Source organism: Longimicrobium sp., assembly GCF_048594345.1.
In the GTDB taxonomy this organism is placed as follows: Bacteria; Gemmatimonadota; Gemmatimonadetes; order Longimicrobiales; family Longimicrobiaceae; genus Longimicrobium.
Genome location: NZ_JBMDXM010000151.1, coordinates 1 through 19,302 on the forward strand (window position 1 = coordinate 1; position 19,302 = coordinate 19,302).

Sequence of the window (19,302 nt, forward strand, 5' to 3'; positions counted from 1 at the left end):
GACGCTGGCGTACAACCTGAGGCGGGTTTTGAGCCTGCTTGGGGTGGAGTGTCTCCTGGAAGCACTCAGGACGGGCAAGATGCCCGTCCCGCAGCCCGTGTGAGCCCTTTCGGCGCGTTTTTCCGGGCTTTGAGGAGCCCCGTACGGCCTCCGAGGTGACTCTCAGAGGCTCATCGGCTGAAAATCGCGCCTTCCTCGCGCGCGCGAGGCGCGGCGGCCGTCGTTAGAGACTCAGAATGGAGTTTTGAAACGGCCTCTCCCTGAGAATGACAGTTTTGTCGGATCTGGTATCAGGCCTAAACCCACGCCGTTGATTTCCTGAGGTAGCGACGCGGGAATCCTCGCGCTTCACGAGCAGTCGATGTCGACGCCGGTATATTCCGCGTTCACACCGGAGCGCGAGGACAAAACAAACGGCGGCACCACGAAGTCGATTCGTGATGCCGCCGCCAGGACGCACGGGGGAAGGGAAGGCGCCGCTACGCCTTCATGCCCACGGCCGTGCGCATCGTCTTCGTAATCGACTGCTTCGAGGTCCAGAAGCCGTCCCACGGGTCGCGCTTGAGCTTGGCCACGCGGCGGATGACGGCTTCGGGCGTGAACGTGTCGGGATCGATCGCGGGGCTCAGCTCCTCCCACGTCAGCGGGACGGAGATGGCGGCCGTGGGCTTGGAGCGCACGCAAAAGGCGCTGATGGCCGTGGCGCCGCGGCCGTTGCGCAGGTAGTCGATGAAGATCTTTCCCTTGCGCGCCGCGATGTTCGCCTTGGTAAGGTACTTTCCCGGGTTCCGCGCGCTCAGGTCCGTGGAGAAGGCCCTGGTGAAGTCCTTGATCTCGTCCCAGCCGTGGCGGCGGGCCAGGGGTACGACCACGTGCAACCCCTTGCCGCCCGTGGTCTTGACCCAGCTGTCCAGGCCGATCTCGGCCAGCCGGTCGCGCACCTGGAACGCGGAGGCCACCGTACGCGCCCAGGGCACGTCCGTCGCGGGGTCCAGGTCGATGACGAAGCGGTCCGGCCGCTCGAAGTTGTCGCGCCGCGCGTTGCTGGTGTGCAGCTCGATCACCCCCATCTGCACCATGCCGACGAGCGCGGCGGCGGAGTCCACGTAGGTGTAGACCTTCACCTCGCCGTCGTTCTCGGGGATGGGAGTGCGGCCGATGGACTCGTGAAAGTGCTGGTCGCCGTGCTTCTGGTAGAAGCAGTCGCCGCCCACGCCGTCGGGGCAGCGCACCAGCGTGAGCGGGCGGTCCTGGATGTACGGCAGGATCCAGGGGCCCACCGTTTCGTAGTAGTGCGCCAGCTCCAGCTTGGTGATTCCCAGGGCAGGGTAGAGCACCTTTTCCGGGCTGGTGAGCCGCACGCCCAGCACCTCGGTGTCCTCGCCCTTGCCGCGGCGCGGATTCGTCCGGCGGGTGCTGGGCGGAACCGGGCGCGAGCGCGGGGCGGGGGGCGCGTCGCGGTCGCTGGTGCGCGCGGCCGCGTGCTCCGCGGCGCGGGCGTGGCCGGCCCGCCTGGGCGCGTCGGACGCGGCCGCCTTTTCGCCGGCGGGAAGGTGCGCCGGGTTCTCGCGCACCACGTCGCTGGCGGGCTTGTCCTCGCGCAGCCCCTGGAACACCGGGTGGCGCAGGATGCCTTCCTCCGTCCACTCGGTGAACGCGATCTCGCAGACCAGCGTGGGGTCGATCCAGTGCACGCCGGCCAGCTTGCGGCCCCTGCGCCCGTGGTTGACGAAGGGCGAGTCGCCGCGTTCCAGCGCCCGCAGCCGCGCGTACACGTCGCGCAGCCGCGACTCATCGAAGCCGGTGCCCACCTTGCCGGCGTACACCAGGTCGCCCTTTGCATCGTGCACGCCCAGCAGCAGCGCGCCAAAGTGCGAGCGCGACCCACGTGGCTCCGTGTATCCGCCGATCACGAACTCCTGGCGCAGCAGGCACTTTACCTTGAGCCAGTCGTTGTTGCGCTTGTGCACGTAGGGCGAATCGGCGCGCTTGCTGATGATCCCCTCCAGCCCCATCCCGCACGCCTGGCGGTAGAACTCGCCCCCCGCGCCCTGAATGTGGTCGCTGAAGCGGATCAGCCCGCCGTCCGCCGCCAGCAGCCCGCGCAGCGCGGCCTTGCGGTCCAGCAGGGAAGCGCCGCGCAGGTCCATCCCTTCCAGGTACGGCAGGTCGAATGCGTAGAACACCAGCTCGCCGCCGCGCCCGGAGCTAAGCACGTTCTGCAGCGCCTGAAAGCTGGTGGTGCCGCGCGCGGTGAGGACCACCAGCTCACCGTCCAGCACCGCGGACTTCGCGGGGAGCGCCTCCAGCGCGGCGGCGACGGCGGGGAACTTGTCCGTCCAGTCGTTGCCGTTGCGGGTGATGAGGCGCGCCTTGCCGCGCTGCACCATGGCGACCAGGCGGTAGCCGTCGTACTTGAGCTCGTGGATCCAGTCGCCGCCGGCGGGCACCTGGTCCACCAGCGTGGCCAGCTGCGGGATGAACGGTTTGGGGAACGCCGCCTTTTTTGCGCCCGCGACCGCCGGAGCGGGGAAGCCCGCCGCCTTTTTCGCCCGGGAGGCCGACTTGGCGGCCGGCTTCTTCGCCCCGTCCGCCGCCTTTATCGCGGCCGATTTCGCCGCCGGTTTCGACGGCTTGCCGTGGCGCGTCATGGCCTGGTCGGCGGGGGCGCGGGAGTCCCAGCTGGCGTCTTTGTCCGCGGCGATCTCCTCCATCGTCCGCCCGGTGGCGACGCTGGTCATGAACTCCTCGGTGACGATCCCCTCGGCCTCGGGGCGGGCCACGTCGTCATCGTCCTTGAACAGCAGCCACTGCTCCTTCTGGCCCTCCTCGCCGCGGCGGGAGCGCACCAGGTGCCATCCGCCGGAAAGCCGCTCCCCCTGCAGGTGAAAGCGCAGGTGGCCCTTTTTGTACCCCTTGTGGGCGTCGTCGTCGGGGGTCCAGGTGCCGCGGTCCCACAGCATCACCGTGCCGCCGCCGTACTCCTTTTTGGGGATGATCCCTTCAAAGACGCCGTACTCGATGGGGTGGTCCTCCACGTGGACGGCCAGGCGCTTGATGGAGGGATCCAGGCTTGGCCCCTTGGGGACGGCCCAGCTTTTCAGGACGCCGTCCAGCTCCAGGCGAAAGTCGTAGTGAAGGTGGCTGGCGGCGTGTTTCTGGATGCAGAAGGAGAGCACGTCCCCCTGGGGGTGGACGTGCCCTTCCGGTTCAGCGGTGACGCGAAAGTCGCGCTTTCGCTTGTATTCGTCGAGACCCATTCAGTCGCGCCTCACGCGGTCTTGCGCTGCTTGGCGCGCGGCTTGGATGCCGCCACGGCCGAGCGGGGCGCGGGCTTGGCGATCGGCTCGCCGGCTGGTTTGCCGGCTCCCCGCGCGGCCGGCCGGGCAGGCTTCGCGGGCGCCTCGTCTTCCCAGGGAAGCACGTCGTCCATCGTGGGCGCGGGCGCGACTTTCGGAGCCTTTGCGGCAACGCGCGCGGGCCTGGCCGGTTTAGCGGGTGCCTCGTCGTCCCACGGGAACGCCTCATCAGCCTTGACCGCCGCGGCGGGTGCGGGCTCCGGCTCGGCCTTGGCCTTTTTGGGCTTCTTCGCGGACGGCGCGCGCTCGGTGTCGGCGGCGATGCGCTCGCCGCGGCCAGTGGCCTCCACGCTGCGCTTGAGCAGGGCCATGATGTCGATCACGTCGCCCTTGGCCTCGGACTCCTCCTCTACGGGCGTCTCGTCGGGCACGTTGGTGTTGCCGCTGTCGATGCGCCCCTGGATAAGCTCCATCAGGTCGTCGCGGTAGGTGTCCTTGTACTTGGAGGGCTCCCACTCCGCCGTCATCCCCTGAACCAGCTGCTCCGCCATGGCCAGCTCGCGCTCGCTTACGCCCAGCTCCTGCGCCTCGCCGCGCGGCACCTCCAGGTCGTCGGCGGCGCGGATCTCGTGCGGGTAGCGCAGGATCTCCAGCAGCAGCACGTCGTTCTGGGGCACCACCGCGGACAGGTACTCGCGGGAGCGGATGACCACCTTGGCGATGCCCACCTTGCCGGTGCGCTTGAGCGCCTCGCGCAGCAGCGCGTACGCCTTTTTGTTCTTGCCGGTGGGCGCCAGGTAGTACGGCTTGTCAAAGTAGACGGCATCGATGTCGTCCAGATCCACGAAGTCGGTGATCTCGACGGTCTGCGTTTTTTCGGGGTTGGCGCGGCGAAGGTCTTCGTCGCTCAGCACCACGTAGCTGCCGCTCTCGTACTCGTAGCCTTTGACGATGTCGTCGCCCTCGACGTCTTCGCCGGTGTTCTTGTTGTACTTCTTGTAGCCGATGGGCGACATGTTGCGCTTGTCGAGCTGCCGAAAGCTCAGCTCGTCGGGCGACGAGGCAGAGAACAGCCCTACGGGGATCTGCACCAGGCCAAAGCTGATGCTGCCTTTCCAGATCGCGCGCGCCATGTGTAGCTCCTGAAACCTGGGATGCCTCACCAAGTCTCCAGACCCGCGTTTGGATGCGGGATGACTTGGGATGCATCCCAAGCGCAAGGATTACTCCACTTCGTATAATATGCATTATGTAAACTAGAGCGTGTGGAAAGATGTGGAAAAGCGCCGTGGGACGTGGAGATGTGTGGATTCCCCACCTCCGGCTGCTCTCGATGGGTTTCGTCCCAGGTTGTACGGCTTACGCCACCGCGTGACGCCGGATCATCCGCGGGATGCCGTGCGGCGGTGTGTGGGTGGATGGCTGGCGGCCGTGAGTATCGTTGTGGCCTCGTCGCCCATCGGAGGTGATCCAACGAATTGGGAGGATTGCGGTTGAGCGGGTCGCCTGCCCTGGGCGGGAGCGAGTACACTCGCCGCAACAACAGCGGAAAGCCCCGCAAACCGCGCGGGGCTTCACCACCTCGACGGCCGAACGCCGAAAACGGCCCAGAATCGCTTCAGAGCGCCGCGGGGCGTGCCGGTGGATTCCCCCAGACGCGTTTTTGCGTCCTGCGCGATTCTCGAAAGCCGATTTTTCGCAATTGAAGCCTCGGAAGCGGATTTGTGCCGGCGGCAGGTGCTGCGGGGCGCCGACGCCCCAGGTGTGTCACTTGCGCGCTGCAGAAATGGCGGATTTCCGGGGTTAGGTGGGCTTCGCGAGGTCCGGAGCCCCACCTCCCCAGTCGCGGGCGGCGTGTGAGGAACGGATCGGGTCATCCTGCGGATCCGCAGTAGTCCGCAGACACTGTCCCATTCGTGCCTCATGTCGAGCGATCATGTCCCGCACCGGCAAAGCTACCGAGCGAGCACGACGTGATGTAAGCTGCTTAGAGAAAAGTGTTTAGAACAGTTTCTCGGCAGATTCGCCGTTCGGCACGGGCGATGCGAATGGCCGGGTTGGATCGAGACAGCAGGGACAGCTTCCGATCCGCGGTTCCCTCCTTCCGAACGGGTGCTCACCCGATCTCGATTGTCCCTTCCCTTTCATGCAGGAGCAACATCATGAGGCTCCATCGAACATTCCGTGTGGTCCTGCCCTGCGCCACGGCGCTTGCCGCGGCAGCCGCCTGCGCCTCGGGCATGAGCGGCGGCTCGGGCGTCTGGGTGCCGGGCAGCGTAAGCGGACGCGTGGTGGACGTGGCCGGATCTCCCATCGCCAATGCGGCCGTCCGTGCGTCGGGCGGTGCCGCGACCGTCACCGACGGCAACGGCGAGTTCCGGCTGCCGGGGCTGCCCGCCGGGCAGCGGGCCCGGGTGAACGTCAGCGCGGCCAACTTTGCGGAGACGACCAAGGTGTTCCCGGTCGTCGCGGGACGCGACACGCGGCAGGACGCCATCGTCCTCATCTCCCAGGGCGCGCCGGTACGGTTCGATGCCCGTGCGGGCACCACGCTGTCGCTGGCGATGGGAGGCCAGGTGCGCATCCCCGCCAACGCGCTGGTACGGGCGAACGGCCAGCCGGCCGCGGGGATGGCGGTGGCCCAGGTGGCGACCATCGATCCGCGCGACTTCGGCCAGCTGGCGGGCGGCCCCGGCGAGCTGAGCGTGGGGAGCGGGGCGCAGCAGCGTCCGCTGGTTTCCGGAGGGATGCTGCGCGTGCAGCTTACCGACGAGGGCACGGGCGAGCGGCTGGACCTGGCCCCCGGACAGCGGGCGGAAATCCAGCTTCCCGCCGACATGGTGACACGCGACAGCTGGCCGATCCTGGGCGAGCGGGACCAGGGCCGGAACATCGAATCCGACACCGTTCCCGTTACCGCCATCTACCTGTTCGACCTGAACGTGGGCGAGTGGAGGTGGATCGACACCCTGACCGCCACGCCGGGCTCCAACTTTGTGACGGGGTTCACGCCCACACTGGGCCCGTGGATCAACCTGGACAAGCCCGCGGTGCGCACGTGCGTCCAGGTGCAGGTGCTGCAGACGGGCGGTGCCCCGCGGCCCAACGTGCTGGTGGCCGCGTTCGGGGTGGACTACAACGGCTACACCCAGGGCTACACCGACGACGCCGGACGGGCGACGCTCCTGGCCCGGCGAAATTCGCTGGTCCTGGTGACCTCCGGTGGAAAACAGCAGACCGTGGTCACACCCGGGGTGGAAACTCCCTGCGTGGACGCCGGGACGCTGTAGCGGCCGGAGCCCGTACAGAACGGCAGCCACCGCCCGGTCGTGGGCGGTGGCTGCCGTTTTTCGCACCCGTTCCGGACTTCGCTACACCGACGCAGCCAGGATGCGGCGGGCCTCCTCGGCCATCTCGTCGCGGCCCTGGGAGATGGAGGCCAGGGCTTCGCGGGCGGCGGGCGTGTCGATTTTCGCGATGGCCTGCAGGGCGGCCATCTTGCCGCGCGTGGCCTTTTTGAGCTGCAGCAGCGAGCGCTTCTGCACCACGGCCAGCAGCGCCGGCAGCGCCTCGCCGGAGCCGATGCGGCCCAGCGACGCGGCGGCGGCGGCCTGCAGCTCCTCGTCGCCCTCGTTGAGCAGGCGCGCCAGAAACGGAACGGCGGCGGATTCGCCCAGGGTGCCCAGCCCGGCGATGGCCTCGCGGCGCACCAGGCGCTCGGGGTCGTTCAGCAGGTCCACCAGCGCGCGCATGGCCCCGCGGCCGCCCTGCGCCGCCAGGGCACGGGCGGCCTCTACGCGCACGCCCGGCTCGCGGTGGGCGGCGGCCTCCGCCGCCCAGCGGCGCGCGATCTCGGGATCGGTGCCGGCCTGCAGCGCCAGCTCCAGCAGCGTGCGGGTGCGCACGGGATTGGGGTCCTGCACGGCGTGGGCGACCAGCCGGTCCGGCAGCCCGTCCACCGCCACCAGCTCGCGGAAGATGGCGGCGCGCAGGTCGGGATCGCCCGCGCGGTACAGCAGCCCCTCCAGCATCAGCAGCGCGTCCGCGCCCATGAAGACGAAGAAGCGCAGGATGCGGTCGCGGTCCTCACCCCCGTACGGCAGGCGGTCCAGCAGCCGGTGCAGCGTGGGCGTGGCCCCCGCGCGCCGCAGCGCCTGCAGCGCGCTCTCGCGAAAAAAGCGGGTGCGGTCCGGGCGCTCGGCCTCGCGCACCAGCACGTCCAGCAGCTCGACGGCCGGCGCGGGCGCGTCGGTCTTGAGCAGCGTGAGCGCGGTGCGCGCGGCGCTCTCCGCCAGCTCGTCGAAGCGCGTTACGGTCGACGCCTCGTGCAGCAGCCGCGGCAGCGCCTCGGCCTGCTGGTCGCGGGAGTCGGTGGCGCGGAAAAAGTGGTACATGTCGCTGCTGGGCGGCTCCTCGCGCCCCGGAGCATCCCCCGCCTTCGCAAAACTGGACGGTCCTCCACCCTGCCCCACTTCCCCCACCGGCGCGGCGCCGGGCAGTTCCGCCAACTCGTCGATGAACTCGAACTCCGCCAGCTCCGTGCTCTCCAGCTCCTCGTCCCACGGCATCCCCAACCCGGCCGACGGGGGCGCGGGGGCGGGCCGGGCATCCGCGGCGGGCGCGGGTTCAGCGGACGGAGCGGGCTCGGCAGGTGGCGCCGACTCCGCGGCCGGCGCCGCATCCACAGGCGCGGCGGGAGCGGCGGCGCGGGCGGGGGGCTTGTAGACGTCCCCTGCCCCGGTGCTGGCGTAGAGTCCATACGGCCGCGCCTGCACCAGCGCGCCGATGGCGCCCGCGACACCCAGCTCGGCCGACGAGCGGGAAACGATGGATCCGAACGCCTCCAGGTCCTCGACGGACGCGTCGGGGGTAAAGCCGACGCGGTTGAGCCGAAGCGTGATCAGGTGTCCGGTGGCGCGGAGAACCAGCGGATCCACCCCGCCAACGAGCTGACCCTTCTGCGAGAAGCCGGTGAACTGGACGTCCAGCACCAGGCTCTTTTGCGTGGCCAGCACCTCGCGCAGCGCGTCGTGCGCCTGCTGCGCGCGCGCGGAAGCGTCGCCATCGCGCAGAACGAGGGCGGCGAGCGCGCGGACGAAGCGTGCGGCGGCTTCGGAGGCGTCGGACATCAGGCAGCGTGCGGGGTGGCGGAAAGTGCGGAGCGAAGGTTCAAGCGCCCCTCAGGCCAGCATACGGATCCAGCACTACGTCGATCACTTCCTGAGAGAGGGGCCGCGCAGAACCCGCGGCAATCGTCCGGTCAGGCGCTGATCGAAGGACCTCGCCGGCAGAACCGTGGGGCTGGTTCGAGGCACTGATTCCAGCCCCGACGTGGCCGAGAGGAGGTCCTTCGGTCGCGCCCTGGCCGCGGTGCCATCGGCCAGCTTTGACGCAACGCTCCCTCAGAGGGTGTTGTGAACCCGGTGCACGAAGTACAGTCATCCTGAGGGAGCGCACCTCGTGGAACCTGCGGTCAGTAAACCTTTTGCGCGCGACCGAAGGACCTTCTGTCCGACGGCTTGAACGCCGCCACGCCGCTCCAGACTGTCGGGTTCCGCCCCTGTCGGACACGCCGTTGCCGCTTCGGCCGGGTTCAAGCAAGCCGGGAGAGGGTCCTTCGGTCGCGCGCAAGCGTTTGTCTGATGGACGGTTACGCGTGGCGCTCCCTCAGGATGACTGAGCGCGGTCTTTCGTCCGAGTTCATAACACCCTCTTACGGGTACGCGTGGGTGCTCCCTCCGGGAATCCACGTCGTGGGATCGAGGGGCATCCACCACACCGCCGGGTTAGACGGCGATTACGATCGGTCATCCACCCCTGTCTCCGCTGTTCCTCATCCTCCGGTTCCAACATTTTCGTCCGCTGCGGCAACCTATCCTCCGAACGCCCCGACGAAAGTCCCCGAGCCGAGCCCGTGACCGCAACCGCACCGCCGGAGCCCGCCCTGCTCGACGCACCCGCCGCCGCGCCGCGCGATCCCGCCGCTTTCGAAGCCCTGTACCGTGCGCACTACCGGCACGTGTACGCGGTCACGCTGCGGATGACGTGCGACGTGTCGCGGGCCGAAGACCTTACGCAGGAGGTCTTTGTGCGCGTGTGGCAGAAGCTGCCCACCTTTCGCGGCGAAAGCGCGCTCAGCACCTGGATTCACACGGTGGCGGTGCGCACCACGCTGGAGAGCATGCGCAGCGAGTCGCGCCGCGAGGCGCGTGTCACGATCACGGACGACCCCGGCCGCTACGCCGCGGAGGCCAAACGCGCCATGCCGGAGACGGCGGTGGACCTGGAGCGCGCCATCGCGGCCCTTCCGCCCGGCGCCCGCAAGGTGCTGCTGCTGCACGACGTAACGGGATACCGGTACCACGAGATCGCGGAAATGCTGGGCGTGAGCCTGGGCACGGTCAAAAGCCAGCTGAACCGCGCGCGGCGCCTGATGATGGAGGCCCTGGAACGATGACGATGCACCTTTCCGACGACGACCTGCACGACTACGCCGGCGGCGAGCTTTCGCCCGAGCGGATGGCGGGGGCGGCCGCGCACCTGGACGTGTGCGACGCCTGCCGCGCCGCCGCCGAGCCGGTGATCGCGCTGACCGCGCGGCTGGCCGCGCTCCCCCGCGCCGCCGACACGTCGGGCGACCTGTGGCCGTCGCTGCACGCCCGCCTGCTGGTGGACGAGCGCCCGGCGCAGGTGCCGGTGACGAAGGTGATCTCGCTGGACGAGCACCGGAAGCGGCGGACGATGCCGGCGTGGGCCGCGCACGCCGCCGCGGCCGCGGTGATCTTCACCATCGGCTTTGGCGGCGGGCGGCTTTCGGGGACGGGCGACGCGGCCACCGTGCTGGCCGCCGCGGACACCGTGGCGACGGCCATGGACGCGGCCATCCGCGTGCAGCGCGCGGGAACGGAGTACGTGGCCGCCGTGGCGCAGTTTGTCGCCTTTTCGCGCGGGCGCGACAGCCTGTCCGTGGCGCAGGGGCGCGAGGCCACCATCGCGGCGTGCTACGGCGCCTCGCGCGAGCTCACGCGCCTGCGCAACGACGACAGCTCGGCGGTAAACCTGTTCCGGACGGTGTCCACCACGCGGCACGGTGCGCTGCAGCCGGACACGCCGTCCGCGCCGGTGGTGTTCTGAGGATGCGGATGATGCGGAGCGCGACGCGGAAGTTCGGCCGGCGGCTGGCGGCGGCGCTGGCGCTGGGTCTCGTCGCCCAGACGGCCCGGGCGCAGCAGTGCGGGGAGGGGCTTCCGCGCACGGCGACGCTGGGGATCGGGCTGCTTCAGTGCGTGGGCGGATTGTGCACGCTCAACGCGCGCGACGGCGCCGGCCGCACACACGACTTTTCCACCGAGCCGAAAGTCTGGCGGCTGGAGGCGGACGGGCCCGCCGCCGGCGTGCTGCGCGACGGCGACCAGATCCTGGCCATCGACGGCGCGCTGATCACCACGCGCGACGGCGGGCGGCGGCTGGCCAACCTGCGCGCCGGGGTGCCGGTGTCGCTGCGCATTCGTCGCGGCGGGTCGGAGATGCGGGTTTCGGTGACGCCGCGGCCCGGGTGCAACACCCCCGCGCTGGCGGTGACGCCGACGGGAGGGCGGCCGGATGCGCCCCCCGCATCCGCCGAAGGACGCCCGGGCGACGAGGGGGGTCCGCGCATCTACTTCGGGATGGAGCTGGACTGCGGGGACTGCGGCTGGCGGCGGGAGGGAGACAGCTGGCGCTGGCATTCCAGCCAGCCGATGCTGATCAAGGCGGCCGTCCCCGGCAGCCCCGCCCACCGCGCCGGCCTGCGCGCCGGCGACGTGGTGCTGCGCATCAACGGCCACCTGCTCACGGACCGCGGCGCCGGCCAGTTCTTCGACCGACTGAGCCCCGGCAGCGCCGTGCGCTTCGAGGTGCGGCGCGGCGGCCGCACCCTTACCATCCCCATCGTCCCGGAGATCCGCCGCGGGCCGTGACGAAGGTGGCGGGACAGAGCGCAAAATGGGCCGGGGATGAAATCCCCGGCCCGCTTTACTATGCGGCCGGCTTCTTCGCCGACTGCGCTTTCCGGCGCGCCAGGCTGGCTGGTCGCTTTTCCTTTGCCGCCAGCCGCATCTGGATGGCACCCATGATCCAGCCGTTCAGACTCTCGTCCTGAGTCCGCGCCGCGGCGGCGGCTTCGCGGTGCATCTCGGGCGTGATCCGCAGGACGAACTTGCCCGAGCAGGGTCGCTGTGCCTCCACACCCTGCTCGGCGCAGGTTTCGAGATAGACATCCACTGAATCGCGGAAGGCAACCTCCAGTTCCTCGACGCTATCACCTTCGAAGGTGACGATGTCGGTGATGTCGTCGACCGTGCCGAAGAACACCCGGTCGTCAGGTTCGTACTCGACGGATCCCGTGTACCCCTTGTACTTCATCTTCAGGCTCCAATCCGGCGTTGACGAGCAGTTGCCGCAGCTTGCGGATCGCCCACCGTCGCCCCTCCTTTTGGGGATGCGGCCGGTGAAAGACGGCCCATTTACCATTGATGCCGATGGTGATCCGCGATCCTCTGCCGGGGAGGATTTCGGCACCATAGTGAACGAGCATCGCTTCTATGTCGGCCCAGACGATCGTTCCGCTGACCGGATCGCGGAATACCGCCTCCAAGATGCGTCGGTGGTAGCCGCTCATCGGATAGTACTATGTTATGGTATCATAGGCAAGAGCCATTGCTGCCGGCCCGGACGGGTTGAGGACTGGAATTACCTCGGCAGAACGTGCTGAGTCAATCCCGCGCCAGAACACGGCCAGCCGTGAGCACGCGTGTTCGGGATCGGGCCAGAAACACGCGCCAGAACACGGCCAGCGGTGGGCATGCGTGTTCGCGATCGGGCTAAAAACGAGCGCCCGCCACTCGGAAGTGAGCGGCGGGCACACATGGCGGCGTTGCTTTCGGATCAGTCTCCAGGGTGACGGCGGACCTCCCACGTACCGCCGCGGACACATCCATCATCTCCCTGAAAACCGCCCGCCATACACGCCAGCGTGGATCCGCAGGTGCTCCATCCTTCTGCACGGTGTCCATCCGGGGGCGGTCATCTGTGACAACCGCCAAAGCAGTTGCCGGACACGGTGTTGCGCAACTATTCTTTGCGGCCTGTACGCCTCTCACGACCCCGGTCCCGCACTGTTCACGATGCGACCCACTCCGCGTTTCACGGCGCTCGCCGCGCTGTGCCTGGCCATGCTGTGCGCCGGCCCTCTCCGCGCGCAGACCCCGCTTCCGTCCATCGCTGAAAAGACGCGGGGGATGGAAAAGCGCGACGGCTTTCTCCCTGTGTACTGGGACGCGGCCGCCGGCAGGCTGTGGCTGGAGATCCCGCGCACGGGGCAGGAGCTGATCTACGTCGTCTCGCTTCCGGCCGGCCTGGGCTCCAACGATATCGGCCTGGACCGCGGGCAGCTGGGCGGCGAGCGGCTGGTGCGCTTTGATCGCGTGGGGCCGCGGGTGCTGATGGTGCAGCCCAACCAGGCGTACCGCGCCACCACCGACAACCCGGCCGAGCGCCGCGCCGTGGAGGAGTCGTTCGCGCAGTCGGTGCTGTGGGGCTTCGAGGTCAAGGCCGAGTCGGACGGGCGGGTGCTGGTGGATGCCACCGACTTCGTGGTCCGCGACGCGCACGGGGTGGTCCCCGCCCTGCGCCGCGCGCGCCAGGGCGAGTACAGGCTGGACGCCACGCGCAGCGCCCTGTATCCGCAGAACACGAAAGCCTTTCCGCGCAACACGGAGATCGAGGCGACCCTCACCTTTACCGGCGACAACCCCGGCCAGTTCGTCCGCGACGTGACGCCCACGCCGGAGGCCATCAGCGTGCGGCAGCGGCACTCGTTCGTGGCGCTGCCGCCGCCGGGGTACCAGCCGCGGCGCAGCGACCCGCGGGCCGGGTTCTTCGGCATCGACTACTTCGACTTTTCATCTCCCGTGGGCGAAGAGATCACGCAGCGGTTCATCAGCCGGCACCGGCTGGAGAAGCGCGACCCGGGCGCGGCGGTCAGCGACCCGGTGGAGCCCATCGTCTACTACGTGGACGCGGGCGCGCCGGAGCCGATCCGTGGCGCGCTGCTGGACGGCGCGCGGTGGTGGAACCAGGCGTTCGAGGCGGCGGGCTACCGCAACGCGTTCCGGGTGGAGGTGATGCCCGACAGCGTCGATCCCATGGACGCACGCTTCAACACCATCCAGTGGGTGCACCGCTCCACGCGCGGATGGAGCTACGGCTCAACGGTTTCGGACCCGCGCACGGGCGAGATCATCAAAGGGCACGTGACGCTGGGAAGCCTGCGCGTGCGGCAGGACTACCTGCTGGCCGAGGGGCTGCTGGCGCCGTACGAGACGGGGACGGAGGTGCCGCCGGAGATGGAGCGGATGGCGCTGGCCCGCATTCGCCAGCTGTCCGCGCACGAGATCGGGCACACGCTGGGGCTGGCGCACAACTACGTCAGCAGCGCGGAGAACCGCGCCTCGGTGATGGACTATCCCCATCCCCTGGCCCGCCTGCGCGAAGACGGGACGATCGACCTGTCGGAGGCGTACACGGCGGAGATCGGGCCGTGGGACAAGATCGCGATCACCTGGGGGTACCAGGACTTTCCCGCGGGCACGGACGAGCGGGCGGCGCTGGACCGCATGCTGGTGGAGGCGCGGGCGCGCAACCTGACCTTTCTGACGGACCAGGACGCGCGCTCGCCGGGGAGCGTGCACCCGCGGGCGCACCTGTGGGACAACGGGACCGACGCGGCGGAGGAGCTGCGGCGCGTGCTGCGCGTGCGGCGCGCGGCGCTGGAGCGCTTTGGCGAGCGGGCCATCCGCGCGGGACGCCCGATGGCCACGCTGGAGGAAGTGCTGGTCCCGCTGTACCTGCACCACCGCTACCAGACGGAGGCCACGGCCAAGGTGCTGGGCGGCCAGGAGTACACCTACGCGCTGCGCGGCGACGAGCAGGTGCCGCTGCGGACCGTTGGCGGCGACGTGCAGCGCGCGGCGTTCGAGGCGCTGCTGGCCACGCTGGACCCGGCTGAGCTGGCCATGCCGCGCTCCCTGCTGACGCTGATCCCCCCGCGGCCGTTCACCTACGGCGCGCACCGCGAGCTGTTCGGGCGCTACACGGGGACGTCGTTCGACGCGGTGTCGCCGGCGGTTTCGGCCGCGGACCTTACGCTGGGGCTGCTCCTGAACCCCGAGCGCGCGACGCGGCTGGTGGAGCAGAGCGCGACCGACCGGTCTCTCCCCAGCCTGCAGTGGACGCTGGACCGGCTGATGGCGGCTACCTTCGCCCGCAATCACACCGACCCCTACCTGGCGGAGATCGACCGCGGCATCGAGTACGCCCTGGTGCGCCGCCTGATGACGTTGGCCGCGGACGCGCCGATGCCGCAGGTGCGGGCCCTGGCGCAGCAGGGGCTGATGCAGATTCGCGCACACTGGGCCGCCGGCGCCGTTCCGGAGAACGTCGTCGGCGCCCACCGCGCGCTGCTGGCGGGCGAGATCACGCGCTTTCTGGAGCGCCCGTGGGTCCCCGACGCCCGCTCGCCGCTCCCCGACCTGCCGCCCGGCCAGCCCATCGGCGACGAGGCGGAGTGGTGACGGTCACCGGCTGAAAGACGAACGGCTCCAGCGCATCCGCTGGAGCCGTTTCGCTTCTCATACCGTTTCTGCTAATTCGCTGTGCATTCTGGCCTTTACAACTGCATCTCACGCGGAGGCGCGGAGAAGCGTGATTTTCTCCGCGTCTCCGCGTGAGCCCGGCAGTAGAACTCGGAGTGAACATCGAATCATGGAATCGGTTTCAGAACATAGGTGCGTGTGTATGATCTTCAGCGGGAGACGTTCTATCGATCGAACGAATCCCACCCCTCCGGTCCGCCGTGATATCCCTGAAAATTCGCGATGAGCCTTGCCCGGATCCTCATCCTGACGATGTCGCTGGCCCTTCCCGCCGCCGCGTCCGCGCAGGCGGTGCAGGGGCGGCTGATCGGGCGTGGGACGCAGGCGCCGGTGCACGGGGGGACGGTGCACCTGATGGCGGCGGACTCGCAGGTGGTGGCGCAGGCGCAGACGGACTCGGCGGGGCGCTTTACGCTGCAGGCGCCGGGGCGCTACTGGCTGCTGGGGAGCGCGCCCGGCTACGAGGCGTCGGAGACGGACCTCTTTCCGGTGGAGGCGCAGGGCGCGCGAGTGAGCTTCGTGATCGGCAGGTCGGCGGTGGTGCTGGAGACGGTGACGGCGACGGGGCTAGGCGCGGAGGACCGGCTGTGGTACGGCGGCTTTCACCAGCGGATGGACGAGCGCAACGGCGGCCGCTTCATCACCGCGGAGCAGATCGACCGCCAGCGCTTCATGCAGATGATCGACCTGCTGCGGTCCATCCCCAGCTTCGAGGTGATCGTGGGCGCGTCAGGCGGCGACTCGCGGTCGTTCCGGGTGCGGATGCGGCATCCGCTTTCCATCCGCGGCCATTGCTGGACCAACATCTACCTGAACGGGATGCGCGTCGAAGCGGAATCCATCCAGAACCTGAACCCCGCCGAAGTGGAAGGGGTGGAGATCTACACCAGCGCCATCCCCGCGCAGTTCAACTCATCCATGGGTGGCGCGTGCGGCGTTATCGTCATCTGGATGAAAGCGCGCTGACGGTCGCTCAAAAGCATGACGCGGCGGAGGAACGAAGATCCTCGGCCGCGTCTTTTCTCTGCGCGGCGATTCGCGTCAGGACGCAGCCGCGGGCGTGATGGAGCGCGCGCGGCGCACCCAAAGGAACAGCGGCACCAGCAGCAGCGCGGCGATGACGGCGGCGGTGCCCAGGATCTGCCCTTCGGTGGTCGTGCGGCCGAAGGTGGTGGCGGCGGCGCGCAGCACGCCGGACACGCCCAGCACCAGCGTGACGGCGACGACGGCGGCGGTGACGGCGTTGGTCACGGGGCCGTTGATCCCGGCGTCGCCCATCAGCCCGCGGTCGTTGACGATGACGAGCAGGAACACCGCGGCGAACGGCAGCACCACGCCGTTGAGCGCCTGCGCCAGGATGATGGCCGGGATCGGCCGCACGCCCGCCAGCCCGAACCCCACGCCGACGGCCAGCACGCCCAGCCACACGGCCCGGTACCGACACGAGCGCGGCTCCCACCGGTCCGTCTCCTGACCAAAGAGGCCGCGCGCGGTGACGGCGGCAGCCAGCGGCGCGGTGATGGCGGACGAGAACCCCGCGGCGAACAGCCCCCACGCGAAGAGCGGCCCCGCCCATCCCCCCAGCCGCGCCGAAAGCATGGCCGACACGGCCTCGTAGCTGAACGTGCCTTCCAGGTCCGCGCCCGCGATCAGGATTCCCATCGAGATCAGCCCACCCAGCAGCACCGCCACGGTCAGCCCGAAGCGAATGTCGCGCAGGTTCTGCCCGCGGGCGATCCCCGAGCCCAGGAACAGGTTGTACGGCACCACGGTGGTGCCCACCAGGCCCAGCAGCAGCAGGCCCGACCCCGCCGGCACCGCCGGGACCACGCTGCCGCGCAGCACCTCTCCCACGGGCGGCCGCAGCAGGAACGCGGTGACCAGGAACGCGATGCCCATGAACGCGACGGTCGCCGCCAGCACCGTCGTCACCACGCGCGGGGTGCCCACCCACAGCACCGCGGCCGCCACCGCGCCGATCAGCAGCGTGGCCACGCGCGCGTCCACCGGCGACCCCAGTGCCGCGCCCGCGGACGCGCCCAGCACGTTGCCGGCCTCGTACGCCGCGTTCCCCAGCACCACGGCGCCCAGGACCAGCAGCAGCACCAGCAGGCCGGTGGCTCCGCCGCGAAACCGGTCGCGGATGGCCTCGGCCAGGTTGCGCCCGGAGATGATGGTCACGCGTGCGCTGGCCTCCTGCAGCACTACCGTAGCGATGGTGGAAAAGGTGAGCGCCCACAGCAGCGCGTAGCCGAACCCCGCGCCGGCCGACGCACACGTGGTCACCGTCCCCGGGCCGATGAACGCGGCCGGGATCACGGACCAGAAGAGGATCTGCAGGATGCGCTTCATGCTGCGGGATGCTGGGGAGGCAGGGCGGGCGGGGAGTGGCGACATGATATACGGTCAGCGGGGCACGCCGCCAGCGTCTCTGCTCGCGTCGGACGCGCCAGCCGAGCGAATCGTCCCGCCCTGTGTAAACGTCCGTCATCCGGCACGCATCGGTGGCGCTAAACTACATGGAGCGGCCGGGCTTTTACGGCGCCGGGCTGCGGATCTCCGACTTTCCGCTGGGGAACACCAAGGAGTGGTTAGCGGCGCAGGACTCCATCGAGCGGCTTCCCGAGACCGAACGGAATGCGGCGCGGCTGCCGCTGCGGCGGCGGTTCATGAGCGAGGACCAGTGGGAGATCAACCGCGTGTTCGTGGGGCAGGAGCAGGGTGTGGCGGGCATGCGCATTCACGACCGCGCCGGCCGCACTCGCATCCGCATCGCCGTGGATTCACTGGACGTGCCGCGCCTGGAGTTCAGGACGCGCAGGGCAACGTGGTGCAGACGTTTCCCGAAGCGCGGTAGCCGCAGACGATGACGGCCCCGCCGAATGCTCGACGGGGCCCGTCCCTCATCGAAGAACCGCGATCAAAGGTTGGAGACCGCCTGCTGGTAAACCCAGCACCCGCCGCTGCCGGTGAGCAGGTACGCCTGCACCGCCGCCACCACGGTGTTGCCGGTGAGGTTGGGATCGTACAGGTCGCTGAAGGCCAGCACACTCACCAAGACGGCTGACGACGGGTGCGTCATTGCGTCAGAAGAGGTTGTGATATGAAAGAGCATTGGCCACTCTCCACCTGCCCTGAGAGTGGCCGGTGCTTACTTCTTTTTCGCTGGGGGAAGGTGCTTGCGAGCCCAATCCTGCAGATCCTCCACCTGGCGTTCGCTGAGCTTGGGAACCGGTGGGATCGGCGGTTTTGACCCGCCTCTTGGCGTCGAGGCCGAGCGTCCGGCGCTCGACGGGTTTCCGGGGTGATTTTCCATGAAGCATCCCAAGGTCTCGAGGTTCATTCAATCATAGCCGGATTCAACTCCTGCCGGTAGTAATGCTTCCGCTCAACCCACTTGAAGCCCTGATGCCTCATGATCGCGGCGATGTCGATAGGTGGGGCGACAGTCGGCGCCCCTTGTTTGAACCGGATGTACCCGACAGTAACATCAGCCAGGTATCTCACCAGATCAATCGCATCCTGGATCGGCATGCCCGGGTGTGCCAGGTCCGTCAACGACAGCAGGAACTGATCTGCAGCCTCCGGGTTAAGCCCCGCGGCAATCAGGCGCTGGTGGGCCTCCGGTGACCAGCCGTACACCAGCCGGTACAGCGCCTCCGGCTGTCCCCAGAAGTTTACGACGCCCGAAACGAACCTATCGTACTGGCAGACGGGGCCTGTGCAGACACCGTTGATGATCTCGATCGTCCAGACCTGCGTGTAGTGGTCCTGTGCCGAAATACCTGCGACAACGAACCCTAAATCCGGATACGGTGGCGCCTTCTCGCCCGGAGTTCCGCCCACGTCGGGGCTCAGCGGTTGTTCTTCCTCGGTGCCCTGGGCCCCGGCGCCTGGCTGTGGTAACGGCCCGAACTCGGCATCATACAAAGCTTCATAGAAAAACTCCCGTACCCGTCCGGCGACTTCATGAAGGGTATACGTAGAGGGATTAAGGGCCCAGTCCGATAATTCGGGATCGTTGCCGGACAGGCGCTCCCGCAGATCCCGGGCGAGCGCCCCAATCGACAGCCCAGCCATGCCGCCCAGTCCATATGTCATCAGACCGATGGGAAGACCTTTAACGAGATTGAAGGTTTTTTCGGCAGTATTGTAGACGTTGAAGTATCGATCGTTCTCGCCGATGAGCGACGATGCGCTATCTGTCCCGAGAACGACCCCATCCCCAACCTTCAGACAGATTGCGATCGTCATTCGATTGTCTCCCCGCCCGTGACCTTGTGAACAAAGCGTACAGAGGGGAAGATACA

15 protein-coding genes are annotated in these 19,302 nt (G+C 68.8%); 7 read left to right on the forward strand and 8 right to left on the reverse strand.

Annotated elements, in window-relative coordinates; translation table 11 throughout:
* Nucleotides 1-479: 479 nt before the first annotated feature.
* Nucleotides 480-3,260 (reverse strand): DNA ligase D, encoded by a 2,781-nt coding sequence (gene ligD, locus ACOJUJ_RS16340; RefSeq protein ID WP_420127963.1) that lies wholly within the window; start codon nt 3,258-3,260, stop codon nt 480-482.
* A gap of 11 nt (nt 3,261-3,271) precedes the next feature.
* Nucleotides 3,272-4,432 carry a Ku protein gene (locus ACOJUJ_RS16345; protein ID WP_420127964.1) on the reverse strand — a complete coding sequence of 387 codons (1,161 nt, stop codon included), beginning with the start codon at nt 4,430-4,432 and terminating at the stop codon, nt 3,272-3,274.
* 1,029 nt (nt 4,433-5,461) lie between these two features.
* Between ACOJUJ_RS16345 and ACOJUJ_RS16350 the strand changes: the two genes are divergently transcribed.
* On the forward strand, nt 5,462-6,589 hold the full coding sequence (locus ACOJUJ_RS16350; RefSeq protein ID WP_420127965.1) for a carboxypeptidase-like regulatory domain-containing protein: 1,128 nt from the start codon (nt 5,462-5,464) through the stop codon (nt 6,587-6,589).
* A gap of 81 nt (nt 6,590-6,670) precedes the next feature.
* Here ACOJUJ_RS16350 and ACOJUJ_RS16355 read toward each other — a convergent pair whose 3' ends face one another.
* Complete coding sequence (locus ACOJUJ_RS16355; protein WP_420127966.1) at nt 6,671-8,428, reverse strand: HEAT repeat domain-containing protein; 1,758 nt, start codon at nt 8,426-8,428, stop codon at nt 6,671-6,673.
* A gap of 785 nt (nt 8,429-9,213) precedes the next feature.
* Between ACOJUJ_RS16355 and ACOJUJ_RS16360 the strand changes: the two genes are divergently transcribed.
* From ACOJUJ_RS16360 to ACOJUJ_RS16370, 3 genes are read left to right on the forward strand one after another with little or no spacing between them, the layout of a single operon-like run.
* Nucleotides 9,214-9,756, forward strand: a complete 543-nt coding sequence (locus ACOJUJ_RS16360) for an RNA polymerase sigma factor (protein WP_420127967.1) — start codon at nt 9,214-9,216, stop codon at nt 9,754-9,756.
* 2 nt (nt 9,757-9,758) lie between these two features.
* Complete coding sequence (locus tag ACOJUJ_RS16365) at nt 9,759-10,433, forward strand: zf-HC2 domain-containing protein (protein ID WP_420127968.1); 675 nt, start codon at nt 9,759-9,761, stop codon at nt 10,431-10,433.
* 11 nt (nt 10,434-10,444) lie between these two features.
* Complete coding sequence (locus ACOJUJ_RS16370; protein ID WP_420127969.1) at nt 10,445-11,257, forward strand: PDZ domain-containing protein; 813 nt, start codon at nt 10,445-10,447, stop codon at nt 11,255-11,257.
* Nucleotides 11,258-11,315: 58 nt separating this feature from the next.
* On the opposite strand, the gene ACOJUJ_RS16375 is transcribed toward ACOJUJ_RS16370, so the two are convergent.
* On the reverse strand, nt 11,316-11,702 hold the full coding sequence (locus ACOJUJ_RS16375) for a type II toxin-antitoxin system HicB family antitoxin (RefSeq protein ID WP_420127970.1): 387 nt from the start codon (nt 11,700-11,702) through the stop codon (nt 11,316-11,318).
* Complete coding sequence (locus ACOJUJ_RS16380; protein ID WP_420127971.1) at nt 11,659-11,958, reverse strand: type II toxin-antitoxin system HicA family toxin; 300 nt, start codon at nt 11,956-11,958, stop codon at nt 11,659-11,661. Before ACOJUJ_RS16380 ends, ACOJUJ_RS16375 begins: the two co-directional genes overlap by 44 nt.
* A gap of 505 nt (nt 11,959-12,463) precedes the next feature.
* Between ACOJUJ_RS16380 and ACOJUJ_RS16385 the strand changes: the two genes are divergently transcribed.
* Both ACOJUJ_RS16385 and ACOJUJ_RS16390 read left to right on the forward strand, forming a co-directional pair.
* Nucleotides 12,464-14,911 (forward strand): zinc-dependent metalloprotease, encoded by a 2,448-nt coding sequence (locus ACOJUJ_RS16385; RefSeq protein WP_420127972.1) that lies wholly within the window; start codon nt 12,464-12,466, stop codon nt 14,909-14,911.
* Nucleotides 14,912-15,214: 303 nt separating this feature from the next.
* A complete protein-coding gene (locus tag ACOJUJ_RS16390; RefSeq protein WP_420127973.1) occupies nt 15,215-15,958 on the forward strand; it encodes a carboxypeptidase regulatory-like domain-containing protein in 744 nt (247 codons plus the stop codon).
* Nucleotides 15,959-16,033: 75 nt separating this feature from the next.
* On the opposite strand, the gene ACOJUJ_RS16395 is transcribed toward ACOJUJ_RS16390, so the two are convergent.
* A complete protein-coding gene (locus ACOJUJ_RS16395; protein ID WP_420127974.1) occupies nt 16,034-17,344 on the reverse strand; it encodes an NRAMP family divalent metal transporter in 1,311 nt (436 codons plus the stop codon).
* Between the two features lie 152 nt (nt 17,345-17,496).
* Between ACOJUJ_RS16395 and ACOJUJ_RS16400 the strand changes: the two genes are divergently transcribed.
* Nucleotides 17,497-17,862: a hypothetical protein gene (locus ACOJUJ_RS16400; RefSeq protein WP_420127975.1), complete on the forward strand. Its 366-nt coding sequence runs from the start codon at nt 17,497-17,499 to the stop codon at nt 17,860-17,862.
* Between the two features lie 50 nt (nt 17,863-17,912).
* Here the strand turns inward: ACOJUJ_RS16400 and ACOJUJ_RS16405 are convergent, their stop codons facing one another.
* Together ACOJUJ_RS16405 and ACOJUJ_RS16410 are read right to left on the reverse strand one after the other, a co-directional pair.
* Nucleotides 17,913-18,074, reverse strand: coding sequence for a hypothetical protein (locus tag ACOJUJ_RS16405; RefSeq protein ID WP_420127976.1), 162 nt, complete (start codon nt 18,072-18,074; stop codon nt 17,913-17,915).
* 257 nt (nt 18,075-18,331) lie between these two features.
* Nucleotides 18,332-19,246, reverse strand: a complete 915-nt coding sequence (locus tag ACOJUJ_RS16410) for a hypothetical protein (protein ID WP_420127977.1) — start codon at nt 19,244-19,246, stop codon at nt 18,332-18,334.
* Between the last annotated feature and the right edge of the window lie 56 nt (nt 19,247-19,302).

Excerpts from the sequence above, each read along its gene's own strand:
- ligD (WP_420127963.1), bottom strand. The coding sequence starts at position 3,260 with ATGGGTCTCGACGAATACAAGCGAAAGCGCGACTTTCGCGTCACCGCT.
- ACOJUJ_RS16345 (WP_420127964.1), bottom strand. The coding sequence starts at position 4,432 with ATGGCGCGCGCGATCTGGAAAGGCAGCATCAGCTTTGGCCTGGTGCAG.
- ACOJUJ_RS16350 (WP_420127965.1), top strand. The coding sequence starts at position 5,462 with ATGAGGCTCCATCGAACATTCCGTGTGGTCCTGCCCTGCGCCACGGCG.
- ACOJUJ_RS16355 (WP_420127966.1), bottom strand. The coding sequence starts at position 8,428 with ATGTCCGACGCCTCCGAAGCCGCCGCACGCTTCGTCCGCGCGCTCGCC.
- ACOJUJ_RS16365 (WP_420127968.1), top strand. The coding sequence starts at position 9,759 with ATGCACCTTTCCGACGACGACCTGCACGACTACGCCGGCGGCGAGCTT.
- ACOJUJ_RS16370 (WP_420127969.1), top strand. The coding sequence starts at position 10,445 with ATGCGGAGCGCGACGCGGAAGTTCGGCCGGCGGCTGGCGGCGGCGCTG.
- ACOJUJ_RS16375 (WP_420127970.1), bottom strand. The coding sequence starts at position 11,702 with ATGAAGTACAAGGGGTACACGGGATCCGTCGAGTACGAACCTGACGAC.
- ACOJUJ_RS16380 (WP_420127971.1), bottom strand. The coding sequence starts at position 11,958 with ATGAGCGGCTACCACCGACGCATCTTGGAGGCGGTATTCCGCGATCCG.
- ACOJUJ_RS16385 (WP_420127972.1), top strand. The coding sequence starts at position 12,464 with ATGCGACCCACTCCGCGTTTCACGGCGCTCGCCGCGCTGTGCCTGGCC.
- ACOJUJ_RS16390 (WP_420127973.1), top strand. The coding sequence starts at position 15,215 with ATGAGCCTTGCCCGGATCCTCATCCTGACGATGTCGCTGGCCCTTCCC.
- ACOJUJ_RS16395 (WP_420127974.1), bottom strand. The coding sequence starts at position 17,344 with ATGAAGCGCATCCTGCAGATCCTCTTCTGGTCCGTGATCCCGGCCGCG.
- ACOJUJ_RS16405 (WP_420127976.1), bottom strand. The coding sequence starts at position 18,074 with ATGACGCACCCGTCGTCAGCCGTCTTGGTGAGTGTGCTGGCCTTCAGC.
- ACOJUJ_RS16410 (WP_420127977.1), bottom strand. The coding sequence starts at position 19,246 with ATGACGATCGCAATCTGTCTGAAGGTTGGGGATGGGGTCGTTCTCGGG.